Below are 15569 nucleotides of genomic sequence, written 5' to 3'. Positions count from 1 at the left end.
ATGCACAGGATGCGGGAACCATGGCGTCCCGCTTGCTGCGACCGTCCTCGCAGGCCACTACGAGCACCGAGTGGTGTCAGTCACTGGTACGGCACCACAGGCCTGGCAGTGTCTACCACTTTGTCTCTTGTGGGTCCAGGCTCCGGCGCTGGATTCGACCGTGCTCGAATGAGGTAGCAGACACGGTCGCGGCGTGCTCTGATCCTCGTCATTCAGGCCGGGACGGCGGACGAGCTGGTCGTCGCTGCAGAGGGCCGTGGAGGAGGATCCTGTGCTGCGAAGAGTGCTGGCGGCCGGTGCGGTCGTCTTGTTCAGCGTGGGCCTGGGCGTGGTTCCGGCGTACGGGATCGTCGGCGGGGCACCGGTCGAGGGTGATGCCGGGCGCGGGAGCGTGCGGATCACGATCGGGGGAGACGCACCTCGCGCCTGCTCGGGCGCCGTGGTGCATGCCGGCTGGGTGCTGACGGTCGCGAGCTGCCTGACTGGTCAGGACGAGTCGTTGCGCGAGGGTCTGCCGTCCGAGGCGATGAGTGTCAACCTCGCGTCGGGCGACGATACGCCCGGCGCGACACGACAGGCCGACCGGGTGGTGCCGCACCCGGACCGGGATCTGGCTCTGCTGCGCGTCATCGGGATGACGAGCCAGGACTGGCTGCTGCCGCCGGCTTCGTCGCCGGTGTCCGCCGGTCAGGAGGTGACGGCGAACGGAATGGGCCGCACCGCAGACACCTGGGTCCCCGAGCGTGTGCAGGCGGGCGCCACAACGGTGGGGGCCGTCACGGAGACAACGTTCGCCCTGACTGCCCAGGGATCGTCGTTCGCCGCCTGCGAGGGCGACGCGGGAGGTGCGGTGGTGAGTGACCGTGAGCTCGTCGGTGTGCTCGCGACCTCGGGGCAAGGCGGTTGTCTCGGCGGTCCGACCGCGGACGGCGGGGCCAGCGTCATCAGGACTGATGGGCTGGAGCCGTGGGTCCGTGCTGCGGCCGCGAAGTACCCCAGTGGACTCCAGCCGGGCTTCGAAGCGTCGTACGCCAGCACACCTCCGGCCACGAGCGGTCTGGGTGGTTTCGACTTCATGGGGGCTGGTGACCGGGTGGTGGCGTTCGACTTCGAGCACTCGGGCAAGCAGGACCACCTGTTGATGTACAGGCCGGCGTCCAACATGGTGGTCGTCGCGAAGCTGGACCGTGGCGATGTGGTGGATCCGGACGACGACGTGTACCGGCAGGTCTTTCGCAGCACCAGCGGACTCGGTGGGTATCAGCTGACGGCGAGCGACCAGATCGTCGCGATGGACTTCGACCACGACGGTCAGCAGGACGACCTGGTGATCTACCGCGCCGGTACCGGGGGCAGCTACACCGTGGTCACTCATGGTGAAGGCGACCGGTTCACCATGCTGCAGACGCTCGCATGGTCCTGGCTCAACACCGCTGACGCGCGGCTGGTGCCGTTCGACTTCGACCGGGACGGGAAGGTTGATGAGCTGTTGGCCTACCGCCCGAGCCACGACCAGCTCGCGGTGGTGTCCCGCAGCGGCGAGAGCAACGGGTTCTCCGAGGTGGTGCCCTGGTCGGCCGGGGATCTGCCCGACTACCCCCTCGGTGCGGCGGACAAGATCCTGGCGTACGACCGGGAGGGCACCGGCACCCTGGACGACTTGTGGGTCTACCGGTCCGAGGACGGTGGCAACGGCCGGTACGCCACCTTCACCGGGTCCGGTAGTGGCTTCACCCGCACCTACAGCTCCACGTCGGTGTTCTTCCGCGACTCACGGACGCGGTCCACGGCGTTGGACTACGACCATGACGGCTTCGCCGACGATGTCCTGACCTACACACCGGGAACCGGGAACTACGTCATCTCCATCGGGGAGGCGGGTCGGGCTCCGATCGTGGCTGAACGAGGAGGCTTCTCCGGGCTGGACCTGTCGAACGCCAACGACCGGATCATCGCCTTCGACGCCACCAGCGGCCAGAGCCCGACCAGCCTCCTGCTCTACCGACCCGGGGCCGGCAAGGCTGTCGTCGCCGACCGCGTGAACGCGCCCCACCTGATCGAGTCGTACGCCAGCACGCCCCCGACCACCAATGGTCTGGGTGGTTTCGACTTCATGGGCGCCGGCGACCAGGCAGTGGCGTTCGACTTCGAGCACTCGGGCAAGCAGGACCACCTGCTCATGTACCGGCCAGGCTCGAACACCGTGATCGTCGCCAAACTCGACCGCGGCGACGGGATCGATCCGGACGATGACGTCTACCGACAGGTCTACCGCAGCACAACCGGTATCGGCGGGTACCAGCTGACCGCGGCCGACCAGATCGTCGCGCTGGACTTCGACCACGACGGGCAGCAGGACGAGCTGGTGATCTACCGGCCCGGAACGGCGGGCACGTACACCGTGGTCACGCACAACGCCGACGGGCAGTTCACCATGCTGCAGACCTTCACCTGGTCCTGGCTGAAGGCGGCTGACGCCCGCATGGTGCCGTTTGACTTCGACCGGGACGGGAAGGTCGACGAGCTGCTGGCCTACCGCCCGAGCCACGACCAGCTCGCGGTGGTGTCCCGCAGCGGGGACAGCAACGGGTTCTCCGAGGTGGTGCCCTGGTCGACCGGGGATCTGCCCGACTACCCGCTCGCGTCGGCGGACAAGATCCTGGCGTACGACCGGGAAGGCACCGGCACCCTGGACGATCTATGGGTCTACCGGTCCGACACCTCGGGCAACGGGCGCTACGCCACCTTCACCTCGTCAGGCACAGGATTTGCCCGCACGTACAGCTCCACGTCGGTGTTCTTCCGCGACTCACGGACCCTGTCCACCGCGTTGGACTACGACCACGACGGCTTCGCCGACGACGTCCTGACCTACACACCCGGCACCGGCAACTACCTGATCTCCATCGGTGAGGCAGGCGCCGCGCCGGTCTGGGTCAGCGGCGGTGGCCTGCCGAACCTGGACCTGCTCGACGACACGGACCGCATCACCGCCTTCGACGCCGAAAGTGAAGGTGGCCCCGCGAGCCTGCTGGCCTTCCGGCCGGGTACCGGCAAGGTCGCCGTCGCCAGCGCCGCCGACGCCAGCGACCTGGTGTCGGTCGACAGGCCGGCACCGCCGGGCAACCTGATCGAGACGTTCGCCTACCCGGACGCGGAGCGGCTGAACGCCCTGCTCGGCATCGAGCTGATTTCTGGCGACGGGCACATCGTGATCGACGAAGGCTGTGTCCGAACACCCGACGAGAGTGGTGTCGGGTCGATGAGGGTGCTGTACACCCTCGAGTCCGGCGGGCGGCAGGTCGTCTGTCTCGCGGTGCTCGGTGAGGCCGGACGCATCGACCTGATGATTCCGAACGTGTACTCGATCCGCGGTGACGGCTACGAGACGGGTGCAGGGCATGAGTTCGTAGCCCGGGTGGACACCAGGTCGGGACCTGTCGTGGAGATCGATGGTGATCCCGACAGCTACAACCCCGTGGGTATCGGCGCGGACCCCGCGTCGGAGCCCACGACCCTCCTGCAGATCCGGGTGCCGTCATGACCACAGGAGCGCACATGACTGCTCTTGAACCGCGCGGAAGAAGGTTGCGTGCCGCGGTCGCGTCAACCGTGATCGGTGCCTTGACCGTATCGGTCCTCGTCACCGCCGAGCTGCCCGCTGCTGCGGTCGAGGCACCGCAGGACGGGCCCAGAGAATGTGTCCGGGCGGCGCTGGTGATGGCCTGGGACTCGGGTGGGCCCCAGGTGAGGGCGGCAGCGCAAGAAGCCCTGCTGGGTGACGACGCCGCTGTCTGCTCGTTCGTGAACGAGCAGTGGGCGGAGCTGGAAGAGGCAGACCAGAGCATTCTGGCCACTCAGATGCACGCTGACGGTGGGCCGTCGGTCAAGGCAGCGGCGACCCGTGCACTGGATGCGTCGGACCCGGCGGCCCTTCGGGAGTTCCTCGACACCGGCTGGCAGGAGCCGTCGCACGCTGACCTGGACATTAGCATCAACCAGATGGTCGAGACGGGTGGTGCCCAGCTGCGGGCAGCGGCGACTCGGGCCCTGGACACGGGAACGATGCAGGCCGCGCAGGCCTTTCTCGAGTCCGGCTGGGAAGCGCCGCACCATGCCGACCTGGAAGTCCGGGTCAGTCAGATCTACAGCTCCGGTGGTCCACTGGTGCGGCAAGCCGCCCAACGCGCGATGGACAACGGGAGCGTCCGGGCGCTGACCCGCTTCCTGGAGGTCGAGTGGGGTGTGGCTGCCGCGCGCGATCATGAGCGCGACATACTGACTGACCTGCTCAGCGCCGCACAGAGTTCGGGTATGGAGGCCGAGGCCCAGACCCTGTCGGCGACCGAGCAGGCCGAGCGTGCGATCGCCGAGGCACAGGCAGCCCAGCAGGCGGCGGTGACAGCCCGTGAAGCGGCGAACGCCGCCGCGGGCGACCGGCGCAAGGCGGAAGCCGCAGCGGCGCGTGCGGCCCGCGCCGCCCAGCAGGCCGCTGCCGCCGCGCAACAGGCGGTGGGAGCAGCGAACGACGCCGCCGTCGCGGCACAAGTGGCATCCAGCGCCGCTGTCCGGGTGGCGCTGGCGGCCTCGCTCGCCCAGAAGAAAGCTGCTGAAGCGTCGAAGGCGGCCGCAGCAGCGCGGGTCGACCGGAACGCTGCCGACACCGCACGCGCGGCTGCGCGTGCCGCCCGCGTGGCTGCGCAAGGGGCCGACAGTGCAGGGGAAGCGATCCAGAAGGCTGTGGCCGCACTGAACCAGGTCAAGGTCGCTGGTGATGCGGCGATCTCAGCGGGAGTGAACGCGGCCGCTGCCGAGGCGGCCGCGCGAGAGGCCGCAGCGGTCGCTACAGCGGCGGGTGCAGACGCCTCAGCGGTCTATGCCGCCGCCGAGCGTGCGCGTGCTGCCCACCTGCGTGCCGCCAGGGCCGCCGACGCTGCGATCAGGTACGCCAACATCGCGACGTCTGAGGCGATTCGGGCACGCGATGCTGCCCAGTCGGCTGCGGCCAACGCGCTTCGCGCCGCGGCAGCAGCCGAAGACGCCGCCGACCACGCCGGCGAGGCGGCCGATGCGGCGCGACTCGCCAGGCAGCACGCACAGGCGGCGGAGGCAGCGGCGTCCGCCTCCCTTGCTGCGGCCGAGCAAGCCGGAGCGGTGTATGACGCTGCTCGCGAGGCGGACCGCATCCGTCTGGGGATCGAGCACGAGCAGGGACTTGTGGCCGCACGGGAAGCGGCGCGGCTCGCCGCACGCGACGACGTGGCCGCGGGACCGACCTACGACCAACCGCGTTCGGACTGGCGAACGCCTGCGATCAATGCAGCGTTGGCCGTGGCCAACGACCCCGACAGCACGCGCGAGGTGGCTGTCGCCAAGGCGCGCGAGGCCGCGCTCGCAGTGGCTGAGTCCTCGGGGACCTGGACCCGCGAGGCGGCACGCAGTGCTTTGGCCGGGGACGACGAGCAGGTCTTGATCTTCGCGAGTGAAGGCCTCGCCGAGGCGGAAGGCATGGACGACCGCACAACGCTGGCCGGTCTGGGCAGCACAGGAACGCCCGCGATGCAGGCAGCGATCGAAGCCGTCGCTGAGGGCACCGACGCGGAGGTGGCGGCGTTCCTGAGGAACCCTGACTACCCCGAGCGCATCGACGAGGACACGATCACAGTGAACCGCATCCTCGCGCAGGCGCGGGACGTCGGTGATCAGCACACGATCGACGCAGCAACGCATGTCCTGGACGACGGGTCCGCCGGGGCGCTGCGCCGGTTCATCGACCAAGGCCAGTACGCGGCGCGCGAGGCGGACGAGGAGATCAAGGTTCAGCAGATCTTCGCCACGGCCTTGGAGGGTAGCCAGCTGCGATCAGCCGCAGAGATCGCGCTGGAGGGTCCACGCGCGTTCCGCACCACATTTCTCGAGCAGGGCCGCTTCGAGGCGGACTTGCGTGACCACGACACCGCAGCCCACGAAAGAACCGTCGCATCCCTGGTCGCACAGGCCGAGGAAGCAGCTTCACGTGCCCTGGAGAACGCCCAGCGAGCGTGGGAGGTCGCAGCGCGCGCAGCTGGAGCTGCAGACGAGGCTGCCGCACACGCCGCAGCGGCGGCGGGTGCAGCGCAGGATGCTGCAGAGGATGCTCAGGCCGCGAGCCTGGCGGCGGAACGCGCCCACCAGTCCGCGACCCTGGCTGCGGCTTCGGCGCAGACGGCGATCAACGCCGCAAAGTCGGCCGAGCGTTCCGCGGAGTCAGCGGCACGGTCGGCAGTCTGGGCACGGATTTCGCTGGCCAAGGCGCACAAGTACGCGAACGAGGCGATCGACAGCGCGAATGACGCATGGCGCCAGGCCGAAGAGGCTGGGAAGAGCGCGATCGAGGCAGCCAGGGAGTATGACGAGGCGCTCGGCGCGGCCTATCAGCTCATGACGGACAACCTCATCCATGAGGGAGACCAGGCGGCGATCAAGTGCATCAATCCGCTCCTGCCAGGGGAGTTCACTCCTGAGGGCTACAACCTGGCTTGCCTCCAGGAGATTGAGGACAACACGACGGAGCTGGTCGAGGACGGATTCGATCCCCATCGACTGGCCTACAAGCAGGGCCTGTTCTGCGAGACCCTGTTCGGCCGGGGAGGTCCGCAGTTCGAGAGCTGTATCGCCCACGTGCTCAGTCCGACCTTCACCTCGGATGTCGTGACCGACTCGATCGTGGACCTCCTCGATGCGCTCCATGCCATGGCAGCCGGTGTGCTGACTGTTCTGGAGGAGGTGGCCGTCTGGCGCCTCTGCAAGGGAGCGTGCAAGAAGTTGTACAAGAAGCTGACCGGGGACGTGCTCCAGTACGACACGGTCTCCGAGTTCATCTATTGGCGCCAGGTCACCGCAAGGGAAGAGAGGCGCAAGGTGACGAACTGGCAGAGCGTCGCCGCAACGAACTGGAACATGTTCCAGTCGTACTTCGAGAACAACTGCTTCGTACCATCGTCCGGTTTGCGACTGACCAGCGCACCGAAGTATCACCACTGCGCCACGGCGATGGCGCGGTCTGCCCTCACTCAGGCCGGCTGGACGCCCCGGGTCTACGACATCGGTGGGGGCTTCACCGCCAGCCTGTCGACGGGAGGGATGGTGCACGTCATGACACGCCACATGTGGAGGTACTTCGGCACGCCTCCCACCGCGACGCAGACTTACTTCGCGCCCACGGACACGATCGCCACCGTGACCGGGTACCTGGATCGTGTCGTGCGCCATCACGCCGTCGGCATCCGCGAGTACCTGGCTGGGAACGGGTCCAGGTCGCAGTTCACACTCGAGATCGATGGTCATACCTACGTGCTCGGTCTGCGTCGCGACGGTTCGATCGGGCAGTTCTACCGCACGTAGGATAACGAGCTGACCGGGTGTCGCCCGGCGTACGCCTCGACAAGGAACAGCGCACCCAGCACCAGTCGGGCACCGCGGCTCTAGGTCGAGGCCCACTGCGCCGGCGGTGGTTGTGGGCCGGGTCGTGCTGGTCGCGGATATCGTCGCACTCGGCGGGGCTAACGGTGCCGGACGTCCGCCCGCCGAGTGGCAACAGGAGACATGAGCGTCCTGGCGTCAGTAGGCGAATCGGCTCACGGAGTCCGGGTGGATGACCAGACGCACCTGTTCCTCGGCGAGTATCTCGGCCAGCTGCGCTGCCCTGACCGGGTCGGTGAGGTCCCAGTAGCGTGAGGCCAGGCGGCGAGCTAAGTCGTGCGCTCCTTCGTGCTCCACCGTGACGCGGCCGGCGACCGACACCCACCGCTCACGCTCGCCGACGGGTGCCGCGACGACGAGCGAGGCTCGCGGATCGCTGGACAACCGCCGCACCTTGAGCGTGTTCGGTCCGGTGAACAGTTCGATCGTGCCGTCGGCCGTCGCCTCGAACCACACGGGGCGGGGCTGCGCCGGGACGGGCCCTGCCGCCACGGACAAGTATCCGTACAACGGTCGACGCAGGAGCTCGAGGTCGTCGGCGGTCAGTGAAGCTTTGTGGTTGCTCATGCGTCTCGTGCCGTGTTCCCGAGTCGGAGCGTCGTCTCTCCGATGCAGGTGTCCTCGACGAAGCGGAGTCCTGCGTTCTGGGCCGTCGTACGAGCCTCGTCGGACGTGATGCCGAGCTGCAGCCACAGGGTACCCGCGCCGATCTCGGCCGCCTGGTGGGCGATGCCGGGCGCTTCGTGTGCCGGGCGGAACACGTCGACGATGTCGACCGGGACGGGTATGTCCGCCAGGGTCGGGTAGGCCCTTCTTCCGAGTATCTCGGCGGCTGTCGGATGTACCGGGATCACGTCGTAGCCGGCGTCGAGCAGCACCTGCGCCACCGCGACCGAGGGCTTGTCGGGTTGGGTGGACAGTCCGACGACGGCGACCGTCTGCGCCGTGTTCAGCAAGGACTTGAGGTTCTCGTCTTCCATCGTGTTCCTCCTGGTCCTGGATGCCCGCCGCATGGCGGCACGTGGTGCGGTAGCGCACGGTCGATGGCCGCTCAGTGCGCCGACCCTCGATCTTCAGGCGACAACCATCGTCCCTGCGCTTTGCATCCCGGCCCTGGAGCGCTCAGAGCTGAGCCAGGGCCATCTCCCTCGGCTCCGTGCCTCGTTCCGAGACGGAATGCCCGGCTCCAGCGGCCGGACGCGTCCCTGGGGACTGCTGCACGGATAGGTGACGGCGGACGGGTGGGCCGAGTGTGTCGTTGATGGTGGCGTGCTTCTGTCCGTGGCGATCGCGTGTGAGCGCGAGCTTGCGATCTTGCCGGTTCGGCCCTGGCCCCGGTGTCAAGGACAAGCCTTGGCCCCGGCGCGAACCGGCAACATCGCGCCCTCGACGGCCGACGGCTACCTCGCCAGCGTGTTCTTGTAGATGTGCTCCGCGAGCATGATCGTCGTCAGGTTCGTCGCCGTCGACGGCACGAGCGGCATGATCGATGCGTCGATCACCCGGATACCGGCGAGGCCGCGTACCGCACCTCCCGCGTCCACCACGGCCCGTGCGTCGTCGGCGCCACCCATCGGCACGGTGGAGGTGGGGTGGGCGTAGGACGCGATCTGCTCGTCGATCACCTGCTCCAGGTCCTCGTCGGACTGCACCTGCTCGCCCGGCATGATCTCGGACGCGACCACCTCGGCGAAGGCCGTGGTGCGGGCGATCCGACGGCTGAGCTTCACGCCCTCGAGCATGCGCGCCCGGTCACGCGGGGTCGCCAGGAAGTTGAGGTCGATGACCGGCGCGACCCGGGGGTCCCGGCTCCGCAGGCGGAGAGTGCCGGTGGACTCCGGCTGCACGACGGCGATCGCGAGCACGATCGCCCCGCCGGTGGGGCTGTAGACGGGATCGATGAGGTGGGTGGCGGAGATCTGCAGGTCGAGCTCGTCCCCGACAGCCTCGGCCGACCTGGTCCACACGAGCGCTCCGGCGGCGGGCGTCATCGCGAGCGCCCCCTCCTTCAGCGCGTACGCGTTGTAGTAGAACGGGTGGTCCTGGAGGTGCTCGCCGACCGGCAGGTCCGCGAGGACCTCGATCCCGAGGCCTTCGAGCTCTGCCTTCGGTCCGACCCCGGAACGCAGCAAGATGGAGGCGCTGCCGTACGTGCCCGCCGAGAGGATGACCTCCGCGGCGCGGTACTCGTCGCCGTCCGCGGCGACGACACCGACGGCGGTGGCGCCGTCGAAGAGGACCCGGTCGACCTCGACGCCACCGACGATCGTCAGGTTCGCGCGCGAGCGCACGTCATCGGTCAGGTAGGTCAGCGCGGTGCTCTGCCGCACACCGTCCACGGTGTTCAGGGGGTTCGGCGCGACGCCGTCCTGCTCCGCCCCGTTCGGGTCCTCGATCCGCTTGAGACCCTGCGCGACGCTCGCGTCGACGAAGGCGCGCATGGACGGAGTAAGCTCCGTGTAGGCGCGCTGGCGGATCGGGAACGGGCCGGTCCGGCCCCGCAGCCGGTCGTCCCCGTCGGGTGTCGACTCGAGCGCGCGGTAGGTCTCCAGCACCTCGGCGAACGACCAGCCCGTCAGCCCGTGTGCGGCCCACTTGTCGAAGTCGTCCCTCCGCGCCCGCAGCGCCACGGTCGCGTTCACGGCCGAGCTCCCGCCCAGCACCTTTCCGCGCGGGACGGGCACGGCGCCGTTGCGGTCGGTCCCGCGGGCGGTGTAGCCCCAGTCGTGCGCGGTGTCGCCGCCGACGATCGAGGGGTTCAGGGTGACCTCCGGGTTGCCGTCGGTAGGGTAGGCGGTGCCCGCCTCCAGCAACAGGACCGACCGTCCGGGGTCCGCGCTCAGCCGGTTGGCCAGCACGGCGCCGGCAGATCCACCGCCAACGACGACGACGTCGTAACCGCTCGCATTCTGGGTCGTGCTCATGAGGTTTCCTTCCACGAGTTCGGCCGCACCGAACGGCGGCCTCGATCAGTACAACCAGCCGGGCGGCCCTGCGGAGCGCCTGAGCACGCACCGTTCTGCCTAGGTCTGGCTGTGCGACCTTCCCCGGACCGGGCACGCGCGGGGGAGAGCACACTTGACCTATGGACAGCGGTGATGAGCTCAAGGACTTCCTCCGCGCGAGCCGGGCCAAGCTGCGCCCGTCGGACGTCGGCCTGCCGCAGGCCGTGCTGCACGGCTCCGGTCTTGCGCGGCGCGTGCCCGGGCTGCGCCGCGAGGAGGTGGCACAGCTGGCGGGCGTCAGCGTGGACTACTACGCGCGCCTCGAACAGGGACGCACCCGGCAGGTGTCCGACGCCGTGCTCTCCTCCGTCGCCGACGCCCTGCGCCTCAACCCGACCGAGCGCGAGTACCTGTTCGCGCTCGTGTCCCTGCAGGTCCAGCCCCTCTCCCGGCGCACAGCCGGGTCAGTCGCCGAGCGGGTACGCCCGAGCGTGCGCCGGACTCTGGCGGCGTTCACCGCCTCGCCCGCGCTCGTCATGGGTCTGGGCATGCAGGTCCTGGCGATGAACTCGCTGGCCCGCGCCGTCTTCTTCGACCTCAGCGCGGTCCCCCGCCGCGAGCGCAACATGGCACGCTGGACGTTCCTCGCACCCGAGGCGCGAGACCTGTACGACGAGTGGGAGACCATCGCGGCCGAGGCCGCCGCCGTGCTGCGGGCCGATGCCGGTGCCCACCCCGACGACCCGGCGCTCAACGAGCTGGTCGGCGAGCTCACCGTCAAGAGTGCGGAATTCCGCCGGCTCTGGGCCGACCACGACGTCTACCGGTGCGGCTTCGGCACGATCCGACTGACCCATCCCGTCGCCGGTCCCCTCTCGGTCGACTACGAGGCCCTCGACGTGCCAGGAGCCGCCGACCAGAAGATCGTCGTCTACATGGCGCCGGAAGGATCTCGGTCGGAGGACGCGCTGAAGATGCTGGCGAGCTGGACTGCGGTGGTGCCCGATGGAGTCGCCGAGATACGGAGCGCACCTTGAAATGAGCGGCTGCGCGGACCAGGCGCGGTCCTTGTGCAGGCCCGGACCGGCCCCTCGCGCGGCTCCGGGAACCATGCCCGGAAACCTTACGGAGCCAGCTCATCGGCCTCGAGGTAGCGCACGCAACCTGTCCGCCCGACAGGACGACCACGTCCGGTCCGGCGCCGTGGACGCCTATATGGAGCCTCGTACCGTCAGGGGTCGTTATCGCCGTCGAGTCCATCGCGTGATGCTATCGATCGTCTTAAGTTCCCTCGAGGAGCCCGGTCTCGGAGCCGGTGCTGGTGGCCTCCACGGGACGCAGGACCCCGTCCGGGTCACGGAATCTCGTCCGCGCGGTCCAGGACCGCGGACCGTTCTTGGTCGTGTTGATGCTGCCGAACGTCCCAATCGTGATCCGTGACCTGGCCATGGCGAATCACCGGCCCCGCAGACGCGAAGAGGCGAGGCTGCGGGGCCTCACACACGAGCGCTGCGGTGGTGTTCGGGAGGGTCCACCTGCGTCGGAGCGCTCAAAGTGGAGAGCAAATGGAGAGTGGATCAAGTCTCAGAGACTCTTCAGGCCCGGGATTCGTTGGAATCCCGGGCCTGATGCGGTCGGGCTGACAGGATTTGAACCTGCGACCCCTTGACCCCCAGTCAAGTGCGCTACCAAGCTGCGCCACAGCCCGCGGTGTTCTTGAGCATGCTCAAGGCTACCGGTTTGGCCCCTTGGGGCCGACGGAAATACTACCCCACCTCGGGGGCTGTGCCCGACCAGACGCGCGACGGCCCCTACTCGCTCGGCGCATACCGCTCCGGCGGCTCGAACGACACGTCCCCGTCGCCGTCGAGCTCGACGTGGACGGCGCCGCGCAGGTCGGTGAGCACCACCACCCTGCTGCCGTCCTTCGGCACGCGGTCCGGCGAGGTCCGCATCCAGCCCGCCACCTCGTGGCTGCCGGCGGGGGAGCGGTAGGTGATGGTGACGGCGAGCTCGGGGTCGTTGTGCAGCCAGATGCGGACGTCGCCGAGCCGCACCCGGCCGGTGTAGCGCTGCCCGTCCCGCCGGAGCCGCGCGATCGTCTCCTGCCGGCGCCGGGCGTGCCGCAGGGCGCCCGGCAGCCGCACCAGGACGACGACACCCCACAGGGCGGCGAGCACCGCGACGACCGCCGACACGAGGGCGGCCTCGGTGCCGGGGACGCCGTCGAGCACCTGGCTCACGCGCTGGTCCGCGCCCAGCGCGAGGTCCGCCCCGACCGCCGCGCCCACGGTGACGCCGGTCAGCAGCGGCGCCAGGTAGAACATCGACGCGGCCCGCCGTTGGCCGAGGTGGTCCTGCGCCCGCTCGCCCAGGTCGACCGTGGCCAGGACGGCCAGATACCCCAGAACGAGCGCCGCGCCGATCAGCCAGCCCTGGCCGGCAGCGACCGTGCACTCGGTCGACGTCGCGCCGCACAGGACCGACGAGCCGGCCGCCGTCGCGACGGCCCAGGCCACGAGGCACAGCGGCGCCGTCGCCCACAGGCGCGGGGTGACACGTGCGGGGGAGCGGCCCGGGGCCAGCCAGGTGATCCGAGACCCCTTGTCGGTCGCGGAGAACATCGGCCGGTGCTCCCACGCTTCCGTCGGGGTCGCGTCCCGTGGTGCCACGGCGTCCGTCATGACTGCCTCCCGCTCGGCACGTCGCTCGGCGACGACAGGGCGGGGCTGCCCTGACCCTTGGTCCGCGAACCGTGCGGCCCCATCCTTGCGGGTCAGGGCGGATGCTGACCAGGACCCTCGGCCCATGCCCGCCGCGAGTGCCGACAGCTCCGTCGTCAGGACCCCCCGGCACGCCGGTGCTCGAGGCGGGCGCGAGGCGAGCTGGATCTTCCTCTGGCACGGCCCGATGGGCCTGGTCGTGCCCGACGTCGCGGTCCTGTGGGCGGTGCCGTCGTCCGAGGTGCCGAGTCCTGAGCACGGGCACACGCCGTGGACCGGTTGCGTCGAGCACTCGGGTGACGACAGCGCCTGTCCGGGCGGCTGATCCGCCCGGACAGGTCCGTCGTCCGCGTCCGATCAGCTCACGAGGCCCCCGTCGCCCACCGTGGCGAGAAATCCGGTCACCGCCGCGGTCAGCTGGCCGGGGCTCTCGATGTGGCCCAGGTGCCCGGTCCGCTCCAGGACCGCCAGCCGGGAGCCGGGCACCGCCTCCTGGATCATCCGGGCCCAGCGCGGACCGCAGATGAAGTCGTCGTCGCCCACCAGCACCGGCGTGGGCGCCGTGATCGCGGGCAGCTCCTCCCGCACGTCGAAGGCCGGGCCCTCGCCCCACGCCGGGGCGGCGTACATGCGCAGGGCGTCGCGCCCGGCGGCGAAGTCGGACTCGTGGCCCCAGTAGTCGTGGAAGTAGGTCGGCGAGATCCTGCGCAGCACCTCCGTCGCGCCCTCGTCGTCGGACGGTTCGGGCCGGCCGGTCAGGGCGGCGACGTAGCCGGCCACCTCGGGGTGCTCGGCGAGGTGGCGGTCCGCGAACCGCTCCATGTTGCCGACCGCCGTCTGCCAGAAGTCGTCACCGGTCACGGGGGAGGTGTCGTACAGGACCAGCGACGCCACGCGGTCGGGGTGGTCGAGCGCGTACCGCTGGGCCACGAACCCGCCGTGGGAGTGCCCGAGCACCATGACCCGCGGCAGGCGCAGGTGCTCCACCACCGCGTGCAGGAAGTGGGTGTACGTGGCCAGGTTGTAGCCGCGCGGATCATCGAGGCGGCCCGAGGCCCCGGTGCCGACGGGCTCGACGTACACCAGGGTCATGGTCCGTTCCAGCTCGGGCATGCGCAGGTAGTCCCAGCCGATCCCGGGCCCGCCCGGGTGGACGACGCACACGGGGCCGCTGCCCGCGACGTGGTAGCGCTGGTCGATCAAGGAGGTTTCGTGCTGGACGGGAATCGTGTGGGTGCCGGGGGCGAGGCTGTTCGAGGTCACGCCACCATGACCGCATACCGTCCGGAACTGTGACAAGGTTCAGCCAGTCGCCGCTGCCGTCGACCCCCGGACCACGAGCCGCGTCGCGAGCTCCTCCCGGGGCGCCTCCCGTGGCACGTCGCCGCTGATGCGCAGCAGCATGCGCAGCGCCGCCCCGCCCATCTCGGCGATGGGCTGGTGCACCGTGGTCAGCGCGGGGCTGAGCCAGCGCGCCTCGGGCAGGTCGTCGAAGCCGACCACGCTGACGTCCTCCGGGATGCGCAGCCCGAGCGCGGCGGCGGCGTCGTACGCCCCGAGCGCGATGGCGTCCGAGCACGCGAAGACCGCCGTCGGCGTCGTCCCACCCCGCAGGAGGTCGAGGGCCTGCTCCGTGGCACGGTCGCGCCGCCAGTCGGTGTGCACCACCCGGTCGTCGGGCAGGTCGAGGCCCGCCTGCGTGACGGCGGAGCGGAACCCGTCGATGCGGGCCTGGCTGTAGAGGTGGGTGCGCTGCCCGGCCAGGATCGCGAACCGCCGGTGCCCCAGGGCCAGCAGGTGCTCGGCGGCCGCCCGCCCACCGGCCCAGTTGGCCGCGCCCACGCTCGCGACGGACGACGGCGGCTGCCGCACCGGGTCCAGCAGCACGATCGGCACCCGCGCGGCGGCGAGCGTCGCGAGCTGCTCGGCGCTGGTGTCGACCAGGGCGAGCACGGCGCCGCGCGGACGCCGCGCGAGCAGGCGGGTGAGCCAGGCGTCGTCGGGCGGCCGGGCCACGGAGACGACGACGTCGAGGCCCGCCGCCTCGGCGGCCTGCTCCACACCGCTCAGTGCCCGGTTGGCCCACGTGCCCTCGATCCCGCTCAGCACGAGGTCGACGAACGAGCTCTCACCGCGCGGCGCGGCGTCCCGGCCCGACCTGCCGCGGTACCCGAGCTCCGCGACGATGCGCATGACCCGGCCGCGGGTGCCCGCGGAGACGTCCGAGCGGCCGCTGAGCACCTTGGAGACCGTGGGCACCGTCGTCCCGGCCGCCTGCGCGACGTCGGCGAGCGTGGTCCGGCGAGGGTTCGGCATCCCGTGACCGTAGCGACGTCGGCAAAAGTTGCGCAACTTATTGGGGGTTGATCCGGCAAAAGTCCTCGTGTATCAAAGGTTGGCTGGCACCCATCGGGCCGCGATTTGCGCAACTTTCCGGAGC

General features: G+C 70.0%; 10 protein-coding genes and 1 tRNA gene. 4 read left to right on the top strand and 7 right to left on the bottom strand.

Features of this window, described 5'->3' with window-relative positions:
• The first annotated feature begins 271 nt into the window (after positions 1-271).
• Together ACH45N_RS16870 and ACH45N_RS16865 are read left to right on the top strand one after the other, a co-directional pair.
• Positions 272-3544 (top strand): S1 family peptidase, encoded by a 3273-nt coding sequence (locus tag ACH45N_RS16870; protein ID WP_397395861.1) that lies wholly within the window; start codon positions 272-274, stop codon positions 3542-3544.
• A gap of 14 nt (positions 3545-3558) precedes the next feature.
• Positions 3559-7383, top strand: coding sequence for a hypothetical protein (locus tag ACH45N_RS16865; protein WP_397395859.1), 3825 nt, complete (start codon positions 3559-3561; stop codon positions 7381-7383).
• 216 nt (positions 7384-7599) lie between these two features.
• Here the strand turns inward: ACH45N_RS16865 and ACH45N_RS16860 are convergent, their stop codons facing one another.
• From ACH45N_RS16860 to ACH45N_RS16850, 3 genes are all read right to left on the bottom strand, one after another.
• Positions 7600-8028, bottom strand: a complete 429-nt coding sequence (locus ACH45N_RS16860; protein ID WP_397395857.1) for a pyridoxamine 5'-phosphate oxidase family protein — start codon at positions 8026-8028, stop codon at positions 7600-7602.
• Positions 8025-8441 (bottom strand): CoA-binding protein, encoded by a 417-nt coding sequence (locus ACH45N_RS16855; protein ID WP_397395855.1) that lies wholly within the window; start codon positions 8439-8441, stop codon positions 8025-8027. The genes ACH45N_RS16860 and ACH45N_RS16855 overlap by 4 nt, the downstream gene beginning before the upstream one ends.
• A 420-nt stretch (positions 8442-8861) precedes the next feature.
• Positions 8862-10385, bottom strand: a complete 1524-nt coding sequence (locus ACH45N_RS16850) for a GMC family oxidoreductase (RefSeq protein ID WP_397395853.1) — start codon at positions 10383-10385, stop codon at positions 8862-8864.
• A gap of 161 nt (positions 10386-10546) precedes the next feature.
• On the opposite strand from ACH45N_RS16850, the gene ACH45N_RS16845 reads away from it, so the two are divergent.
• A complete protein-coding gene (locus ACH45N_RS16845; protein ID WP_397395851.1) occupies positions 10547-11443 on the top strand; it encodes a helix-turn-helix domain-containing protein in 897 nt (298 codons plus the stop codon).
• Between the two features lie 597 nt (positions 11444-12040).
• On the opposite strand, the gene ACH45N_RS16840 is transcribed toward ACH45N_RS16845, so the two are convergent.
• Together ACH45N_RS16840 and ACH45N_RS16835 are read right to left on the bottom strand one after the other, a co-directional pair.
• Positions 12041-12114 (bottom strand) — tRNA-Pro (locus tag ACH45N_RS16840).
• A 103-nt stretch (positions 12115-12217) separates the two neighbouring features.
• Positions 12218-13090: a hypothetical protein gene (locus ACH45N_RS16835; RefSeq protein ID WP_397395849.1), complete on the bottom strand. Its 873-nt coding sequence runs from the start codon at positions 13088-13090 to the stop codon at positions 12218-12220.
• A gap of 124 nt (positions 13091-13214) precedes the next feature.
• Here ACH45N_RS16835 and ACH45N_RS16830 point away from each other — a divergent pair, with 124 nt between their 5' ends.
• A complete protein-coding gene (locus ACH45N_RS16830) occupies positions 13215-13454 on the top strand; it encodes a hypothetical protein (protein ID WP_397395847.1) in 240 nt (79 codons plus the stop codon).
• A 32-nt stretch (positions 13455-13486) separates the two neighbouring features.
• Here ACH45N_RS16830 and ACH45N_RS16825 read toward each other — a convergent pair whose 3' ends face one another.
• Complete coding sequence (locus tag ACH45N_RS16825; protein WP_397395845.1) at positions 13487-14392, bottom strand: alpha/beta fold hydrolase; 906 nt, start codon at positions 14390-14392, stop codon at positions 13487-13489.
• 39 nt (positions 14393-14431) lie between these two features.
• Positions 14432-15445 (bottom strand): LacI family DNA-binding transcriptional regulator, encoded by a 1014-nt coding sequence (locus ACH45N_RS16820; protein WP_397395843.1) that lies wholly within the window; start codon positions 15443-15445, stop codon positions 14432-14434.
• Between the last annotated feature and the right edge of the window lie 124 nt (positions 15446-15569).

Source organism: Promicromonospora sp. NPDC019610 (genome assembly GCF_044389365.1).
Taxonomy (GTDB): Bacteria; Actinomycetota; Actinomycetes; order Actinomycetales; family Cellulomonadaceae; genus Promicromonospora.
The sequence above is the reverse complement of the archived record's forward strand: the minus strand, read 5'-3'. Positions and strand labels throughout refer to the sequence as shown.

Excerpts from the sequence above, each read along its gene's own strand:
- ACH45N_RS16835 (WP_397395849.1), bottom strand. The coding sequence starts at position 13,090 with ATGACGGACGCCGTGGCACCACGGGACGCGACCCCGACGGAAGCGTGG.
- ACH45N_RS16855 (WP_397395855.1), bottom strand. The coding sequence starts at position 8,441 with ATGGAAGACGAGAACCTCAAGTCCTTGCTGAACACGGCGCAGACGGTC.
- ACH45N_RS16850 (WP_397395853.1), bottom strand. The coding sequence starts at position 10,385 with ATGAGCACGACCCAGAATGCGAGCGGTTACGACGTCGTCGTCGTTGGC.
- ACH45N_RS16865 (WP_397395859.1), top strand. The coding sequence starts at position 3,559 with ATGACTGCTCTTGAACCGCGCGGAAGAAGGTTGCGTGCCGCGGTCGCG.
- ACH45N_RS16845 (WP_397395851.1), top strand. The coding sequence starts at position 10,547 with ATGGACAGCGGTGATGAGCTCAAGGACTTCCTCCGCGCGAGCCGGGCC.
- ACH45N_RS16820 (WP_397395843.1), bottom strand. The coding sequence starts at position 15,445 with ATGCCGAACCCTCGCCGGACCACGCTCGCCGACGTCGCGCAGGCGGCC.
- ACH45N_RS16860 (WP_397395857.1), bottom strand. The coding sequence starts at position 8,028 with ATGAGCAACCACAAAGCTTCACTGACCGCCGACGACCTCGAGCTCCTG.
- ACH45N_RS16830 (WP_397395847.1), top strand. The coding sequence starts at position 13,215 with ATGCCCGCCGCGAGTGCCGACAGCTCCGTCGTCAGGACCCCCCGGCAC.